This window comes from Streptomyces sp. NPDC028314, assembly GCF_055565795.1.
This window is the reverse complement of the sequence record NZ_JBVHTP010000013.1, coordinates 167,417-183,400: the sequence shown is the minus strand read 5'-3', so window position 1 is coordinate 183,400 and position 15,984 is coordinate 167,417. Positions and strand designations below refer to the sequence as shown.

Genomic DNA, 15,984 nt, shown 5'->3' with positions numbered 1-15,984 from the left:
GCATCTGGCTCATGAAGTGGGAATCCCGCCGCGACACGGGTGAGCCGGACCCCGCGGCCGGCCGCCTCGCCTGGCTGCTGCGGCCCGCGCCCCGCTCGTGGTGGGCCGTCTCCCTCGTGATCGTGCTGGCGATCGCCGTCTCGACGAGCCTGCGGGAGAACTGGGGCTCGGACAACGCCTTCGTCGTCAAGGCGGCGGACGCGCTGCTGGCGGGCCGGTCCCCGTACGAGGACAAGCGCTTCCTCTACCTGCCCAGCGCGGTGATCATGGCGGTGCCGGAGGCGCTGGTGCCGCGGTGGGCGCTGCGCTGGCTGCTGCCGCTCGGCATGTCGGGGCTGATCGGTCTCGGGTGGTGGGCCGCGCTGCGGCTGTTCCGGGTACCGGTGCGGTCCCGGTTCGCGGTCGGCGGGTTCGGGCTCTTCGCGCTGGCCTACAAGCCGTACGCGAACCTGGTGCTGATCGGGAACTGGACGGCGATCTCGGCGGCCGCCCTGCCGGTGGCGCTGCTGCTGGCGCACCGCCGGTCGTGGGGGGCGGCCGCCCTGGTGGTGGGGCTGGCGATCGCCTGCAAGCCGATGCTGGTGCCGATCGGGGTGCTGTTCGTGGTGTGCCGGCAGTGGCGGGGGCTGGCGGTGGCGGTGGCGGTGCCGGTGGCGCTCTCGCTGGTGGGGGCGCTGATGATGCCGAGCCCGACGCTGTTCTTCACCAAGACGCTGCCCTTTCTGTTCCAGGGGCAGGACGCGTACGCGCTGCCCTGGGACGCCTCGCCGATCGCGGCGCTGCCGCGGCTGGGGGCGCCGGGCTCCTTCGCCGTGCTGCTGGCGGGCGCGGGGGCGGTGGGCGGTCTGTGGTCGGCCTGGGTGCGCTGGCGGCGTACGGACGACGGCGATGACGGTGAGCTGCGGCTGGCGGAGACGGCCTGCATGGTGATGCTCGCCGCATTCCTGGTGTCGCGGCCGTCCTTCGACCACTACCTGCTGGTGGTGCTTCCGCTGCTGCTGGCGTCGGGGGTGCGGGCGGGCTCGATGCCGCGTTCGCCCTGGTTCTGGGTGGCGCTGGTGCCGCAGACGGCGGGCATTCCGTGGCCGTCGGAGTTCGAGCACAAGCGGCGGGCGTTCCGGGACATGGTGACCCTGTGCTCGCTCACCGGATTGCTCGTGTGGCGTTCGCAGCGGCCGGGCCGGGTTATGGTGGAAGTCGTACGAACTGCGGGGTCCCGACCCAGGACCGAACCGGAGTGCGCCACGACTTCCGTCGAGACGGGGTCGAGGACCGCGTTTTGACCCTTCTTGGGCCTCACGGGTATCCTGCTGGTTCGTCATGCGTATTGGCTTGCTCATTCTCACGTGAGAGGGCATTACGCCGGTCCACCGGGCCGATGACCAGCGGTACACACGGGTTGCGTCCCCGTTGTGGACCAGGGCTGTCGTGATCGTCCGTGGTGACCTTGTCAGGACCCGTCCCTTGGGGCTAACGCCTCGGGGATGCCCACCACTGAAGAAGCGAAGGCATACGCGTGCGTACGTTCAGCCCCAAGCCCGGCGACATCTCGCGCCAGTGGCTCGTCATTGACGCCCAGGACGTTGTCCTCGGCCGTCTGGCGACCCAGGCCGCTGCCCTCCTGCGGGGCAAGCACAAGCCGACTTACGCCCCCCACATGGACATGGGCGACTTCGTCATCATCGTCAACGCCGACAAGGTTCACCTGTCCGGCAACAAGGCGACCCAGAAGATGGCGTACCGCCACTCCGGCTTCCCGGGTGGTCTCCGCTCGGTCCGCTACGACGACCTCCTGGCGAACAACCCGGAGAAGGCCGTCGAGAAGGCCATCAAGGGCATGCTCCCCAAGAACACCCTGGGCCGTCAGATGCTCTCGAAGCTGAAGGTCTACTCGGGCGACCAGCACCCCCACGCTGCCCAGCAGCCGGTGCCGTTCGAGATCACCCAGGTCGCGCAGTAGTTCCGGCCACCCCCTAAGACGTAGAAAATTCTGAGGAGCATCGTGGCCGAGACCACCGCCGAGACCCCCGTCGAAGAGTTCGAGGGCGTCGAGGAGTACACCACCGAGTCTGAGGTCGTCGTCGAGGGCGACTACACCTCCGAGTCCCTTGCCGGTCGTTTCGGCGACCCCCAGCCGGCCGCCGGCCTGGGCCGTCGCAAGAACGCCATCGCCCGCGTCCGGATCGTTCCGGGCACCGGCAAGTGGAAGATCAACGGTCGCACCCTTGAGGACTACTTCCCCAACAAGGTGCACCAGCAGGAAGTCAACGAGCCGTTCAAGCTCCTTGAGCTGGACAACCGCTACGACATCATCGCCCGCATCTCGGGTGGCGGCGTCTCCGGCCAGGCCGGCGCCCTGCGCCTCGGCGTGGCCCGTGCGCTGAACGAGGCGGACGTGGACAACAACCGCCCGGCGCTGAAGAAGGCCGGCTTCCTCTCCCGCGACGACCGTGCGGTCGAGCGCAAGAAGGCCGGTCTCAAGAAGGCCCGTAAGGCTCCGCAGTACAGCAAGCGTTAATCTGCGCCTGCTGTTCTGCAACGAAACCGCCCCGGCAGCACTCTGTGTGCTGTCGGGGCGGTTCGTTTACCGCCACAAGCGGCAAATACCTGTCACTAGCGGTCACAAGCGAAGCGCGAACTCGGGAGGACAACAGTGGGACGACTCTTCGGGACGGACGGTGTACGAGGCGTTGCCAACGCGGATCTGACGGCTGAGCTCGCGCTCGGCCTCTCCGTGGCGGCCGCGCACGTACTGGCCGAGGCCGGCACCTTCGAGGGCCACCGGGCCACCGCGGTGGTCGGCCGGGATCCCCGCGCGTCCGGCGAGTTCCTGGAGGCCGCGGTCGTCGCGGGCCTCGCGAGCGCGGGCGTGGACGTCCTGCGCGTCGGTGTGCTGCCCACCCCGGCGGTGGCGTATCTCACCGGTGCGCTGGGCGCCGACCTCGGCGTGATGCTCTCCGCCAGCCACAACGCGATGCCCGACAACGGCATCAAGTTCTTCGCCCGCGGCGGCCACAAGCTCGCCGACGAGCTGGAGGACCGCATCGAGTCCGTCTACGAGGAGCACCGCACCGGCGCTCCCTGGGACCGGCCCACCGGATCCGGCGTCGGCCGGATCTCCGACTACAACGAGGGCTTCGACAAGTACGTCGCCCACCTCATCGGGGTCCTGCCCAACCGCCTCGACGGCCTGAAGGTGGTCCTGGACGAGGCCCACGGCGCGGCCGCCTTCGTCTCGCCCGAGGCCTTCACCCGGGCGGGCGCGGAGATCGTCACGATCGGCGCCGAGCCGGACGGCCTGAACATCAACGACGGCTGCGGCTCCACCCACCTCGACCTGCTCAAGGCGGCCGTGGTCGAGCACGGCGCCGACCTCGGCATCGCGCACGACGGCGACGCCGACCGCTGCCTCGCCGTGGACGGCGACGGGGCGGAGGTCGACGGCGACCAGATCCTCGCGGTGCTGGCGCTGGCCATGCGCGAGGCGGGCGGCCTGCGCGAGAACACCGTGGTCGGCACCGTCATGTCGAACCTGGGCTTCAAGCTCGCCATGGAGGCCGAGGGCATCCAGGTCGTACAGACCGGGGTCGGCGACCGCTACGTGCTGGAGTCGATGAAGGAGCACGGCTACGCCCTGGGCGGCGAGCAGTCCGGCCACGTGATCATCCTCGACCACGCGACCACCGGTGACGGCACGCTGACCGGCCTGCTGCTCGCGGCACGGGTCGCGGCCACCGGCCGTTCCCTCGCCGACCTGGCGGGCGTGATGCAGCGGCTGCCGCAGGTCCTGATCAACGTCCCGGACGTGGACAAGTCCCGCGTCTCCACCTCGGGCGAGCTGGCGGCGGCGGTCTCCGACGCCGAGCGCGAGCTGGGCGCCACCGGCCGGGTGCTGCTCCGTCCGTCCGGTACGGAGCCGCTCGTACGGGTGATGGTGGAAGCCGCCGACATCGAGCAGGCCCGCGCGGTCGCGGGACGCCTCGCGGACGTGGTGAAGTCGGCCCTCGGCTGACCGTAGGCGTTCAGGCCTTGCCGTGGCGGACCCAGTGACCGAGCTGGGTCCGCCACAGCAGTTTCTGCCCGTACAGGGTCAGCACGCCCGCCAGCATGATCCCGCCCAGGTTCAGCAGGAGCTGCTCCACCGAGCCCCACATCTGGCCGAACTCCCCGTAGCTGAAGGCCAGGGCGGCGTTCGCGGCGGCCGGGACGGTGGTCACCGAGATCGCCACGCCGACCAGGGCCCCCGACTTCGCGGAGGTCAGGGAGAGCACCCCGGCCACTCCCGCCAGCAGCGAGACCACGAACGAGAGCGAGTCCGGCTGCCAGATGAAGCCGGTGTTGGGCCGGGGCCGGTCGAGCATGCCGGGCTCGAACTGGCCGATCGCGTCCATGCAGAGGCTGAAGACGGTGGTGGCGACCATCGCCGCCGCGAAGCCGATCAGCAGCGCCAGCAGGGACCGCAGCGCGAGCCGCCGCTCGCGCCGTACGACGCCGACGCACACCCCCGCGAGCGGGCCGAACTCCGGGCCGACCACCATCGCGCCCACGATCAGGATGGCGTTGTCGAGCGCCACACCGCAGGCCGCGATCATGGTTGCGATGATCATGAACGCGCAGTAGGTGATGGTGAGCGTGGACTCCTCGTGCGTGACCTCGCTCAGCTGCCCCCACAGCACCGCGTCGGCCGCCTCGCCCGGAGCCTCCTCCTCGGCCTCGTCGGCCCGCCGGGACAGGGACAGGTCGATGTCCTCGACGGCGATCGAGCCGTCCTCCACGAGACCCAGCGCCTGGAGCCCGTGCAGCAGCTCGTCGCCCGCCTCCCGGGCCACGTCGCACAGGACGAGGTCACCGGGGGGAACCAGGGCCGCGCCCGTCAGGACGACCAGATGCGTGGTGCCGACCGTCTCCTCGACGAGCCGGAGCACCGCGTGCGTCCGGTCAGGCGGGATGATCATCCGCAGGTGCAGCATGCCCGCACCCTAGTTCGCGGGCGGTCAGAGCTTGCGGAGGCTCAGCTTCTGCACCTTGTGGTCGGGGCCCTTGCGCACGACGAGGGTGGCGCGGCCGCGGGTGGGCGCCACGTTCTCCAGCAGGTTGGGCTTGTTGATGGTCCGCCACATGGTCTGTGCGTACTCCATGGCCTCCTCCTCGGAGACCTGCGTGTACTTGCGGAAGTAGGAGAAAGGATTCTGGAAGGCGGTCTCGCGCAGTTTCCGGAAGCGGTTGAGGTACCAGCGCTCGATGTCCTCGGGACGCGCGTCCACGTACACGCTGAAGTCGAAGTAGTCCGCGAGACCGACCCTGGTCCGGCCGTCGGTGCCAGGCAGGGCCGGCTGGAGGACGTTGAGCCCCTCCACGATCAGGATGTCCGGGCGGCGTACGACGAGCTGCTCGCCCGGGACGATGTCGTAGATCAGGTGCGAGTAGACCGGGGCCGTGACCTCGTCCTTGCCCGCCTTGATGTCCGCGACGAAGCGGGTGAGCGCGCGGCGGTCGTACGACTCCGGGAAGCCCTTGCGGGAGGTCAGGCCGCGGCGCTGGAGCTCCTTCATCGGGTACAGGAAGCCGTCGGTGGTGACCAGCTCGACGCGCGGGTGCTCGGGCCAGCGGGCCAGCAGGGCCTGGAGCAGACGGGCCACGGTCGACTTGCCGACGGCGACGGAGCCGGCGACCCCTATGACGAAGGGGGTGCCCGTCTGGGCGCCGTGACCGTTGCCCGCGTCCCCGAGGAAGGTGTTGAGGGTGCCCCGGAGGTTGCTGGTGGCGCCGACGTAGAGGTTCAGCAGGCGGGACAGCGGGAGGTAGACGTCCCGGACCTCGTCGAGGTCGATGACGTCGCCGAGGCCGCGGAGCCGCTCGACCTCGTCGGCGGTGAGGGGCAGGGGCGTGCGCTCGCGCAGGGCGCTCCACTCGGCCCGGGTGAGGTCGACGTAGGGGGAGGCGTCGGGGGCCCGGCGATGTCCGGGGCGCTCCGTTGCGCGGTCCGGCGTCCTTCGTGGCGGCGAAGTGATCACAGTGCCATTGTCGGGGCTCGGGGGCGCTTGTGGGTGGTGTGGTCGGTCACGTGCCAGGGGTGGTGGAGGGGGCCCGCGGCGGGTACACGGGAAGGGTTGTGGTGCGCCCGGTCTCGATTGGACGCTCTTGAGGTATCGCGAGGGTCACGATTGGCGGGACGGGCGGATAAACCCGATCGGGTGATCGGGACCAGCCGTAGATTGTCGGTGATCACAGCTCCGACGTACGCCCTTGCACGGGTGTTTCCGGGGCTGTTCGCTCTGCCTTTTTCGTTTTCTGTGTGTTTTCTGTGGGGGAGATCCTTCGTGCGTACCGCTCTTGTCCGTCGTACCGTCCTGACCGCTTCCGCCGTGTCCCTGACGCTGCTGGCCACCGCCTGCGGCTCCGACAAGGCGGATGACACCAAGGCGGACGCCAAGCCGTCCGCGGGTGCCTCGGCCTCCGCCCCGGCCGCCGCCGGCGCGAAGGGCAAGACGGCCGAGCAGCTGACCGCGCTGCTGATCACCCAGGCCGACCTGCCGACGCACAAGGTCGAGCCGGTCAAGGACGAGAAGGCCGGCCCCGTCGACACCGACAAGCCCGAGTGCAAGGTGCTGGCCCAGGCCCAGTCCATGCAGGCGATCGGCACGACCACCGGGCTGGCCCGCACCATGGCCCTCGAACTGCCGAAGCCGGCCGCCGAGGGCGCCACCGTGGAGGAGAAGCTGGACGCGGCGCTGGGCGCCCTCAAGAGCACCGCCACCTCGGTCACCCTCACCTCCTACGACGGCAAGGGCGCCGAGGAGGCCTTCGCCTCCGTCAAGACCGCGGTCCAGGCCTGCGCCGGCGGCTTCTCCGTCACGCAGGACGGCGAGAAGACCCCCGTCGAGGGCATCAAGGCGGACCCCGCGCTGACCGCCGGCGACGAGGCCGTCACCTTCACCAGCGTCATGGACCTGGGCGACGGCGACAAGAAGGCGACCCACTCGGTCGTCGTCCGCAAGGGCAACACCCTGGCCGCGTTCTGGGCGATCAACCTGGGCGGCGAGTCCCAGCAGCCGAAGGCCGTCGTCGACGCGCAGGCCAAGAAGCTCGGCTGAACTCGGGATGAGCCCCTGGGCGGACGGCATGCGCAGGACCGGACCTGCCCGGCGGTGCGCGCTGACCTTGGGCGCCGCGACGCTGGTGCTGCCGCTCAGCGGCTGCGAGGGCGGCCCGGACCCGTCGGCGGCCGGGACCGGTGCACGCACCGGCACGGCCGCCGCAGCCACGGCCCCGACGCCGGCCGTCGCGCCGACCGAGACGGCCGAGTTCGGCCGGACGGACCAGGAGGTGGCCCCGGTGCTGGTCACCGACTCCCCGGCTGATCTCCCGACGCACGTCGTCACACGGCTCACCCGCGCGCAGTTGCGCGACGCGTACGCGCTCTACCGGACCCCCGAGCCCGCGTGCACGCCGCTCGCCTGGGCGCAGATGGGCCAGTCGGCCGGTGTCGCCCAGGCTTCCGGCTGGGGGGCCGCCAAGGCGGTCACCCGGCCGGTGCAGCCGCCGGCGAACGCCTCCGCGGCCGACCGGGGGAAGGCGGTGGTCGCCGCCCTCGGCGAGGCGACCACGACCATCACGGTCAGCTCGTACGACAGGAAGCACGTCACGGAGGCCTTCCAGTCCCTGCAGACCGCCGGCCGGGCGTGTGCCGGCGGTTACCCGACGGAGCGCGAGGACGTCATGGGGAAGATCACCAAGGTGACCCCCGGAGCGCCGGTCACCGCCGGTGACGCGGCGATCAGCTACGTCATCGAACGGGTGAAGGACGGCCGGACGGAGACCGGCCAGCTGGTCGCCGTGCGCAAGGGCAGCGAGGTCGTCACCTTCTACGCGGACGCCCCCGCGCTCGGGACCGCGCGCCAGCCGTCGAAGCCGTTCATCGACGTGCAGATCAAGAAGCTGGGCTGAGCTGGGCTGAGCCGGGATGAAGCTGGGCTGAGCCCCGCGGCGCCCTGCCGCGCCTCGCCGTCCACCCCGTTCCGGCACTTTCGCCGGGGCGGGGTTTTCGTCCTGTTCAGGTACCGGGCAGGAGGCCAACTACGGCGTACCCTGCGGCCTATGTGCGGAATTGTGGGTTACGTAGGAGCGCAGTCGGCGCTCGATGTGGTCATCGCCGGACTCAAGCGGCTGGAGTACCGCGGCTACGACTCGGCGGGAGTCGCCGTGCTCGCCGACGGGGAGCTCGCCGCCGTCAAGAAGGCCGGCAAGCTGGTCAACCTGGAGAAGGAGCTGGTCGGGCACCCGATGCCGGCCGGGTCCACGGGGCTCGGGCACACCCGGTGGGCGACCCACGGAGGCCCCACCGACCTCAACGCGCACCCGCACCTCGACAATTCGGGGCGCGTGGCCGTCGTACACAACGGCATCATCGAGAACTTCGCCGCGCTGCGCGCCGAGCTGGCCGAGCGCGGGCACCGGCTGGAGTCCGAGACAGACACCGAGGTGGTCGCGCACCTGCTGGCGGAGGAGTTCGACCCCTCCCGCGGCCTCGCGGAGGCGATGCGGCAGGTGTGCCGGCGGCTTCAGGGGGCGTTCACGCTGGTCGCGGTGCACGCCGACGAGCCGGAGGTGGTGGTCGGGGCGCGCCGGAACTCGCCTCTGGTGGTGGGCGTTGGAGAGGGCGAGAACTTCCTCGCCTCGGACGTGGCCGCGTTCATCGCCCACACCCGGTCCGCGATCGAGCTGGGGCAGGATCAGGTCGTCGAGCTCCGCCGCGAGGGGGTCACGGTGACCAACTTCGACGGTTCGGCCGCGTCCGTGCGGGCGTACCACGTGGACTGGGACGCCTCGGCGGCCGAGAAGGGGGGGTATGACTACTTCATGCTCAAGGAGATCGCCGAGCAGCCGAAGGCTGTCGCCGACACCCTCCTGGGCAGGATCGACGCGAGCGGCCTGCTGACCCTGGACGAGGTGCGCATCCCCACCTCGGTGCTCCGGGAGGTCGACAAGGTCGTGATCGTGGCGTGCGGTACGGCGTACCACGCGGGCATGATCGCGAAGCTGGCCATCGAGCACTGGACCCGCATCCCGTGCGAGACCGAGCTGGCCAGCGAGTTCCGCTACCGCGACCCGATCCTGGACCAGCGGACGCTGGTGATCGCGATCTCGCAGTCCGGCGAGACCATGGACACCCTGATGGCGCTGCGCCACGCGCGCGAGCAGGGTGCCAAGGTGCTGGCCGTCTGCAATACGAACGGGTCGACGATCCCGCGCGAATCGGACGCCGTGCTCTACACGCACGCCGGTCCGGAGGTGGCCGTCGCCTCCACCAAGGCGTTCCTGACGCAGCTGGTGGCCTGCTACCTGGTCGCGCTGTACCTAGGGCAGGTGCGGGGTACGAAGTGGGGCGACGAGATCGAGGCGGTGATCCGGGAGCTGTCGGACATCGCGGCGGCCGTGGACACCGTGCTGGAGACCATGGAGCCGGTACGGGCGCTGGCGCGCTCGCTCGCCGACAAGAACACCGTGCTGTTCCTGGGGCGGCACGTCGGGTACCCGGTGGCGCTGGAGGGTGCGCTCAAGCTGAAGGAGCTGGCGTACATGCACGCCGAGGGCTTCGCGGCGGGCGAGCTCAAGCACGGGCCGATCGCGTTGATCGAACAGGACCTGCCGGTGGTGGTGGTCGTGCCGTCGCCGCGCGGGCGCTCGGTGCTGCACGACAAGATCGTGTCGAACATCCAGGAGATCCGGGCGCGCGGGGCGCGGACGATCGTCATCGCGGAGGAGGGCGACGAGGCGGTGGTCCCGTACGCCGACCACCTGATCCGGATCCCGGCGACGCCGACGCTGCTCCAGCCGCTGGTGGCGACGGTGCCGCTGCAGGTGTTCGCGTGCGAGCTGGCGACGGCGCGGGGCAACGAGGTGGACCAGCCGCGTAACCTCGCCAAGTCGGTGACGGTGGAGTAGAGGCTGCGTAGGGGTTTGCGTTGTGATTATCGGTGTGGGGATTGACGTTGCCGAGATCGAGCGGTTCGGCGCGGCGCTGGAACGGACGCCGAACCTGGCACAACGCCTCTTCCTCGACGCCGAGTTGACGCTTCCGAGCGGCGAGCGGCGCGGTACCGCCTCGCTCGCCGCCCGGTTCGCGGCCAAGGAAGCACTGGCCAAGGCGCTCGGCGCGCCGGGCGGGCTGCTGTGGACGGACGCCGAGGTGTACGTCGAGGACACCGGGCAGCCCCGGCTGCGGGTGTCCGGGACGGTCGAGGCCCGGGCGCTGGCGCTGGGCGTGAAGTCCTGGCACATCTCGCTGAGTCATGACGCGGGGGTGGCCTCGGCGGTGGTGATCGCGGAGGGGTAGGCCGGCGTCGGTGCGTCGGTGCGTCGGTGCGTCGGTGCGTCGGTGCGTCGGTGCGTCGGTGCGTCGGGGCGTCGGGGCCGTGGGCGGGTGAGGGGGCGCGGGCTTCGGGCAGGCTGGTGCCATGCGTACTGCTTACAGCGTGGAGACCGTACGGAGCGCCGAGCGCGAGCTGATGGCCGGGCTGCCGGAGGGCGCCCTGATGCAGCGGGCCGCGGCCGGGCTGGCCGCCGTGTGCGCGCAGCTGCTGCCGAAGGTCTACGGAGCGCGGATCGTGCTGCTGGTCGGGCCCGGGGACAACGGAGGCGACGCGCTGTACGCGGGCGCCCGGCTGGCCCGGCGCGGGGCCGGGGTGACGGCGGTGCCGATGGATCCGGCGCGGATGCACCCGGGCGGGCTCGCCGCGCTGCGGGCCGCCGGGGGGCGGGTGGCCCCGGAGGTCCCCGGCCGGGCGGACCTCGTACTGGACGGGCTCGTCGGGATCGGGGGCCGCGGCGGGCTGCGGCCGCCGGCCGCCGCGCTGGTGGAGCGGATCCCCTCCGGGGCGGTGGTGGTCGCGGTGGACCTGCCGAGCGGGGTGGACGCTGACACCGGGGAGGTGGCGGGGCCGGCCGTACGGGCCGACGTCACGGTGACGTTCGGCGCGCACAAGCCGGGGCTGCTGATCGACCCCGGGGCCGCGCGGGCCGGGGTGGTGCGGCTGGTGGACATCGGGCTCTCGCTCCCCGCGCCGGATGCGGAGGCCCTGCAGCACGCCGACGTGGCGCGGCTGCTGCCGGAGCCGACGGCGTCGAGCGACAAGTACCGGCGGGGCGTGGTCGGGGTCGTCGCCGGGTCGGTGCGGTACCCGGGCGCGGCGGTGCTGGCCGTCGCCGGGGCGCTGCGGGGTGGTGCGGGTGCGGTGCGCTACGTCGGGCCGGCGGCGGACGCGGTGCTCGCGCGGTACCCGGAGACGCTGATCGGGCGGGGCCGGGTCCAGGCGTGGGTGGTGGGGCCGGGGCTCGGCGATGCGCGGGGCGGGGAGGTCGCGGAGTTGCTGGAGCAGGGCGACGTCCCGGTGCTGGTGGACGCGGACGGGCTGCGCGGGCTCGACGCCGGGGTGCTGCGGGGGCGGTCCGCCCCGACCCTGCTGACCCCGCACGCGGGGGAGGCGGCGGCGCTGCTGGGGGTGGCGCGCGAGTCGGTCGAGACGGGGCGGCTGGCGGCGGTGCGGGAGCTCGCGGAGCGGTACGGGGCCTCGGTGCTGCTGAAGGGCTCCACGACGCTGGTCGCCTCCGGCGGGCACCCCGTGCGGGTGAACCCGACGGGGACGCCGTGGCTGGCCACCGCCGGGAGCGGGGACGTGCTGTCGGGGCTCGCGGGGTCCCTGCTGGCGGCGGGGCTCTCCGGGGCGGACGCGGGGGCCGTCGGCGCGTACCTGCACGGCCTGGCGGGACGCCTCGCCGCCGCGGGCGCGCCGGTACCGGCGCAGGAGGTGGCCGCAGCGCTGCCCCGAGCCTGGCGCGACGTCCGCTCCGCCTGACGGGGCCCGGAGCGCCAGCCCTGCCGACCCGGTCGCCCCGGCCGCCGCCGGGGTGGTTGGGTCCACCTGGGGTACCGCTCCGCGGGGCGGGCGGCCTGCCGTCGGGGTGGGTGTGGCCGGCGGGCGGCGGAGTGGCGGCGGGGCGGGGGTTTTCGGGGCGTCGGTCGGGCGAACCGAGTTCCGGAGGGTTCTGAGAGACTGTGCGGGATGAACGAGACACCCAGGCGCGCCTACGCCGAGATCGATCTTGCCGCCGTGCGCAGCAACGTGCGTGCGCTGCGCGCGCGGGCGCCCCGGGCCGGGCTGATGGCAGTCGTCAAGTCGGACGCCTACGGGCACGGGGCCGTCCCCTGCGCCCGGGCGGCCCTCGAGGCCGGAGCGAGCTGGCTGGGGACCGCCACGCCCGAGGAGGCGCTCGCGCTGCGCGCCGCCGGTATCGAGGCGCGGATCCTGTGCTGGCTGTGGACCCCCGGCGGGCCCTGGCGGGAGGCCGTCGAGGCCGACGTGGACGTGGCCGTCAGCGGGATGTGGGCGCTGGACGAGGTGCGCGAAGCCGCGCGCGCGGCCGGACGTACCGCACGGATCCAGCTCAAGGCCGACACCGGGCTCGGCCGCAACGGGTGCCAGCCCGCGGACTGGGCGGAGCTCGTCGGGGCGGCCGTCGCCGCACAGGCCGAGGGGACGGTCGACGTCACCGGCGTCTGGTCGCACTTCGCCTGCGCCGACGAGCCCGGGCATCCCTCGATCGGGCTACAGCTCGCCGCCTTCCGCGACATGCTCGCGTACGCCGAGAAGGAGGGCATCGAGCCCGAGGTCCGGCACATCGCCAACTCGCCCGCCACGCTGACCCTGCCGGAGGCCCACTTCGACCTGGTGCGCTGCGGGATCGCCGTCTACGGCGTGTCGCCCGCACCGGAGCTGGGGACCCCGGCCGAGCTGGGGCTGCGGCCCGCGATGTCCCTCAGGGCCTCGGTCGCGCTGGTGAAGACCGTGCCGGCCGGGCACGGGGTGAGCTACGGGCACCACTACGTGACCGACCGGGAGACCCGCCTCGCCCTGATCCCCGTGGGCTACGCGGACGGCGTGCCGCGCCACGCCTCCGGGAGCGGCCCCGTGCTGGTGGGCGGAGAGGTCCGCCGGGCGGCCGGGCGCGTGGCCATGGACCAGTTCGTCGTCGACATCGGCGACGCCGACGTGGCGGCCGGGGATCCGGCGATCCTCTTCGGAGCCGGTGATCTGGGTGAACCCACCGCCGAGGACTGGGCTCAAGCGGCACACACGATCGCGTATGAGATCGTCACACGTATCGGGGGGCGCGTGCCTCGGGTGTACCGCAACGGCTGAGTGAGGACGGCGACGGCGTGAGCGAGAACTGGCGCAAGGCCGGCTGGGCCGGAGCGGCCATCGGTGTCATAGCCGCAGGCGCGGCCGCCGGCGTCGCGGTCGAACGGATCACGGTCGGGCGCGGCCTCCGGATGAAGGCGCGCCTGGCGCTCGACGCCGCCGGGGACTACGGCTCGCTGCGCGGCACCGAGGGGATCTGCCGGGCCGAGGACGGTACCGAGCTCTACTACGAGGTCGACGAGCTGCCAGCCGAGGACGCGGGCAAGCGCCGCCGGCTGCGCCGCAAGACCCCGCCCGCGGTCACCGTCGTCTTCTGCCACGGCTACTGCCTGGGCCAGGACTCCTGGCACTTCCAGCGCGCCGCCCTGCGCGGCGTGGTGCGCAGCGTCTACTGGGACCAGCGCAGCCACGGCCGCAGCATGCGCGGCCTCGCCCAGGCCGACGGCGAACCGGTGACCATCGAGCAGCTCGGCCGTGATCTGAAGGCGGTCATCGACGCCACCGCCCCGGAGGGCCCGCTGGTCCTCGTCGGCCACTCCATGGGCGGCATGACGATCATGGGCCTGGCCGAGCAGTTCCCCGAGCTGGTACGGGACCGCGTGCTCGGGGTGGCTCTGGTCGGCACGTCGAGCGGGCGGCTCGACGAGGTCACGTACGGGCTGCCGGCCGTCGGCATGGGCGCGGTACGCCGTCTGCTGCCCGGGGTGCTCAAGGTGCTCGGCTCCCAGGTGGAGCTGGTGGAACGGGGCCGCCGGGCCACCGCCGACCTCTTCGCGGGCATGATCAAGCAGTACTCGTTCGGCTCGCGGGACGTGGATCCGGGCGTGGCGCGCTTCGCCGAGCGGCTGATCGAGGCGACCCCCATCGACGTGGTCGCGGAGTTCTACCCGGCGTTCCAGATCCACGACAAGACCACCGCGCTCCAGCAGTTCGCGAACCTCCCCGTCACCGTCGTGGCCGGGGACCGGGACATGATCACCCCGGTCGAGCACAGCATCGCCATCAAGGAGGCGCTCCCGGCCGCCGAGCTGGTGGTCCTGGAGAACACCGGGCACCTGATGATGCTGGAGCGTCCGGAGACCGTGACGGGCCTGCTGACCGGGCTGCTGGCGCGCACCGGAGCCGTGCCCGGCACGGGATCGGAAGCGGCTAACGTTGGCGGGCATGGAAGAAGTACCGCGGGAAGCGCAGCGCAGCCAGGCTCCTGAGGCCGGGCCCGGGGCCGCTGCCGAGACCCTGATCACCGTCGACTCGCCCGGCTCCATGCAGGAGCTCGGCCGCCGCATCGCGGGCCTGCTGCGCCCCGGCGACCTCGTCCTGCTGACCGGCGAGCTCGGCGCGGGCAAGACCACCCTGACCCGGGGCCTGGGCGAGGGCCTGGGCGTGCGCGGGGCCGTGACCTCGCCGACCTTCGTGATCGCCCGGGTGCACCCGTCCCTGAGCGGCGGTCCGGCACTGGTGCACGTGGACGCGTACCGGCTCGGCGGCGGGCTGGAGGAGATGGAGGACCTGGACCTCGACGTCTCGCTGCCCGAGTCCGTGGTGGTCGTGGAGTGGGGCGACGGCAAGGTCGAGGAGCTCTCCGACGACCGGCTGCACGTGGTGATCGCTCGGGCCGTGGGCCACGAGGAGGTCCTGGACGACGTACGGCAGGTCACCGTCCGCGGGGTCGGGGCGCGCTGGGCGGACGCCGGGCTCGCCGGGCTGGCGGAGCGGGACGGCCGGGTGGGGCAGGCCGCGCGGTAGCGGGACGGGCCGCACGGAGGCCGGTCCGGAAGCCGGTCCGAAACCCGGTCCGAAACCCGGTCCGCGAAAACGTACCGACAACTCGTCGGGAAAAATATTGCGCTGGTGGATGCGCTCGTGGTGACATGGTATCGAGCGCTGGTTAGGTGTACCTAACTTCAGGTACGGAGTACGGCGCCCCGGGCACGTCCAGGAGGCAGCCATGTCGGCAGCAGGAGCAGCAGGAGCAGGGCGAGTGCCGCGCACGGACGTGTCCATGCGGGCTCTGCTCGCCTCGTGCGCGGCCGCCACGGTGGTGTCGACGCCGCCCTCGCGGGAGCCCGCGGTGAAGCCCGACATCGGTGCCGGGCCGGATGGGGAAACGGCGCAGGCCGCCCCGGACTCCGAAGCGGCCTGATCCCCCGTACGGGTGAAAACGCGTACGGCGGCAAGAAGGGTGGGTCGGAGACGGGCCAGGGGCCCGTCAGGGAACGACGACGACCTTCGAGTTGATCGTCGCGAAGGCCCACATCGCGTCGCCGTCCGCCCGCGAGGTGCGGATCCCGCCGGTCCTCTTGGTCGTGTCCGGCTCCGGCATCGAACCGTCGACCCGGGCGCTGAACCCGATCGCGATGCCGTCCGCGCTCGCGAACCGTACGACGTGCTCGACCGGCACCCCGTCCGAGCCGGTGACCGCGCCCGAGCGCGAACCGACCACGTAGGCGCCCGCCGCCGGGTGCACCGTGCTGGGCATCACCGGGAAGGTCCGCTGCTCGCGCCCGTCCTCGCCCACCAGCCAGACCCGCTTCAGGGACATCGAGTACACGACCCGCGCGCCGGTCCCGGAATCCGCCGGCACCGGGATCGGCTTCGCCGGGTCCTGCTTGGCGGGAGCCTGGTTCGGGGCGCCGGAGGCGGGGGCCTGCGGGGCGGCCTTCGCGGGGTGCGCGGGCGCGGTCGCGGACGCCTGGTAGCCGAGGAAGCCGACGGCGGCGAGTGCCAGGACGGTGAGCCCGGCCACGATTCCCGAGCTGCTGCGTGCCACCTTGCTCCACCTCTC

Annotated in this window: 16 protein-coding genes; 13 read left to right on the top strand and 3 right to left on the bottom strand. The window is 72.4% G+C overall.

Annotated features, from left to right (window positions below; all coding sequences use genetic code 11):
- Positions 1 to 11: 11 nt before the first annotated feature.
- The 4 genes from ACZ4TG_RS28095 to glmM all read left to right on the top strand — a co-directional run bounded on the left by ACZ4TG_RS28095 (position 12) and on the right by glmM (position 4,012).
- Positions 12 to 1,283, top strand: coding sequence for a glycosyltransferase family 87 protein (locus tag ACZ4TG_RS28095; protein WP_468167623.1), 1,272 nt, complete (start codon positions 12 to 14; stop codon positions 1,281 to 1,283).
- 233 nt (positions 1,284 to 1,516) lie between these two features.
- Positions 1,517 to 1,960, top strand: a complete 444-nt coding sequence (gene rplM, locus ACZ4TG_RS28090; protein WP_030230678.1) for a 50S ribosomal protein L13 — start codon at positions 1,517 to 1,519, stop codon at positions 1,958 to 1,960.
- Between the two features lie 42 nt (positions 1,961 to 2,002).
- Positions 2,003 to 2,518, top strand: a complete 516-nt coding sequence (rpsI, locus tag ACZ4TG_RS28085; protein ID WP_030864407.1) for a 30S ribosomal protein S9 — start codon at positions 2,003 to 2,005, stop codon at positions 2,516 to 2,518.
- A gap of 135 nt (positions 2,519 to 2,653) precedes the next feature.
- Complete coding sequence (gene glmM / locus ACZ4TG_RS28080; protein ID WP_468167620.1) at positions 2,654 to 4,012, top strand: phosphoglucosamine mutase; 1,359 nt, start codon at positions 2,654 to 2,656, stop codon at positions 4,010 to 4,012.
- A gap of 10 nt (positions 4,013 to 4,022) precedes the next feature.
- Here glmM and ACZ4TG_RS28075 read toward each other — a convergent pair whose 3' ends face one another.
- A complete protein-coding gene (locus ACZ4TG_RS28075) occupies positions 4,023 to 4,970 on the bottom strand; it encodes a DUF389 domain-containing protein (protein ID WP_468167618.1) in 948 nt (315 codons plus the stop codon).
- Between the two features lie 24 nt (positions 4,971 to 4,994).
- On the bottom strand, positions 4,995 to 6,014 hold the full coding sequence (gene coaA / locus ACZ4TG_RS28070; RefSeq protein WP_468167616.1) for a type I pantothenate kinase: 1,020 nt from the start codon (positions 6,012 to 6,014) through the stop codon (positions 4,995 to 4,997).
- A 306-nt stretch (positions 6,015 to 6,320) separates the two neighbouring features.
- Between coaA and ACZ4TG_RS28065 the strand changes: the two genes are divergently transcribed.
- The 9 genes from ACZ4TG_RS28065 (at position 6,321) to ACZ4TG_RS28025 (ending at position 15,342) form a co-directional block, all read left to right on the top strand.
- Positions 6,321 to 7,094 (top strand): hypothetical protein, encoded by a 774-nt coding sequence (locus tag ACZ4TG_RS28065; protein WP_468167614.1) that lies wholly within the window; start codon positions 6,321 to 6,323, stop codon positions 7,092 to 7,094.
- A 28-nt stretch (positions 7,095 to 7,122) separates the two neighbouring features.
- A complete protein-coding gene (locus ACZ4TG_RS28060) occupies positions 7,123 to 7,947 on the top strand; it encodes a hypothetical protein (RefSeq protein ID WP_468167612.1) in 825 nt (274 codons plus the stop codon).
- Between the two features lie 150 nt (positions 7,948 to 8,097).
- Positions 8,098 to 9,945, top strand: coding sequence for a glutamine--fructose-6-phosphate transaminase (isomerizing) (glmS, locus tag ACZ4TG_RS28055; protein WP_468167610.1), 1,848 nt, complete (start codon positions 8,098 to 8,100; stop codon positions 9,943 to 9,945).
- 22 nt (positions 9,946 to 9,967) lie between these two features.
- The gene (locus ACZ4TG_RS28050; RefSeq protein WP_468167608.1) at positions 9,968 to 10,336 is read left to right on the top strand and encodes a holo-ACP synthase; all 369 of its coding nucleotides are present in this window, start codon (positions 9,968 to 9,970) and stop codon (positions 10,334 to 10,336) included.
- 121 nt (positions 10,337 to 10,457) lie between these two features.
- Positions 10,458 to 11,855 carry an NAD(P)H-hydrate dehydratase gene (locus ACZ4TG_RS28045; protein ID WP_468167606.1) on the top strand — a complete coding sequence of 466 codons (1,398 nt, stop codon included), beginning with the start codon at positions 10,458 to 10,460 and terminating at the stop codon, positions 11,853 to 11,855.
- A 207-nt stretch (positions 11,856 to 12,062) separates the two neighbouring features.
- A complete protein-coding gene (gene alr, locus ACZ4TG_RS28040) occupies positions 12,063 to 13,199 on the top strand; it encodes an alanine racemase (protein WP_468167604.1) in 1,137 nt (378 codons plus the stop codon).
- Between the two features lie 17 nt (positions 13,200 to 13,216).
- A complete protein-coding gene (locus tag ACZ4TG_RS28035; protein WP_468167602.1) occupies positions 13,217 to 14,407 on the top strand; it encodes an alpha/beta fold hydrolase in 1,191 nt (396 codons plus the stop codon).
- Positions 14,364 to 14,945, top strand: a complete 582-nt coding sequence (tsaE, locus tag ACZ4TG_RS28030; RefSeq protein ID WP_468167600.1) for a tRNA (adenosine(37)-N6)-threonylcarbamoyltransferase complex ATPase subunit type 1 TsaE — start codon at positions 14,364 to 14,366, stop codon at positions 14,943 to 14,945. The genes ACZ4TG_RS28035 and tsaE overlap by 44 nt, the downstream gene beginning before the upstream one ends.
- 235 nt (positions 14,946 to 15,180) lie before the next feature.
- Positions 15,181 to 15,342 (top strand): hypothetical protein, encoded by a 162-nt coding sequence (locus tag ACZ4TG_RS28025; RefSeq protein ID WP_468167598.1) that lies wholly within the window; start codon positions 15,181 to 15,183, stop codon positions 15,340 to 15,342.
- Between the two features lie 66 nt (positions 15,343 to 15,408).
- On the opposite strand, the gene ACZ4TG_RS28020 is transcribed toward ACZ4TG_RS28025, so the two are convergent.
- Complete coding sequence (locus ACZ4TG_RS28020) at positions 15,409 to 15,969, bottom strand: hypothetical protein (RefSeq protein ID WP_468167596.1); 561 nt, start codon at positions 15,967 to 15,969, stop codon at positions 15,409 to 15,411.
- Positions 15,970 to 15,984: the final 15 nt, after the last annotated feature.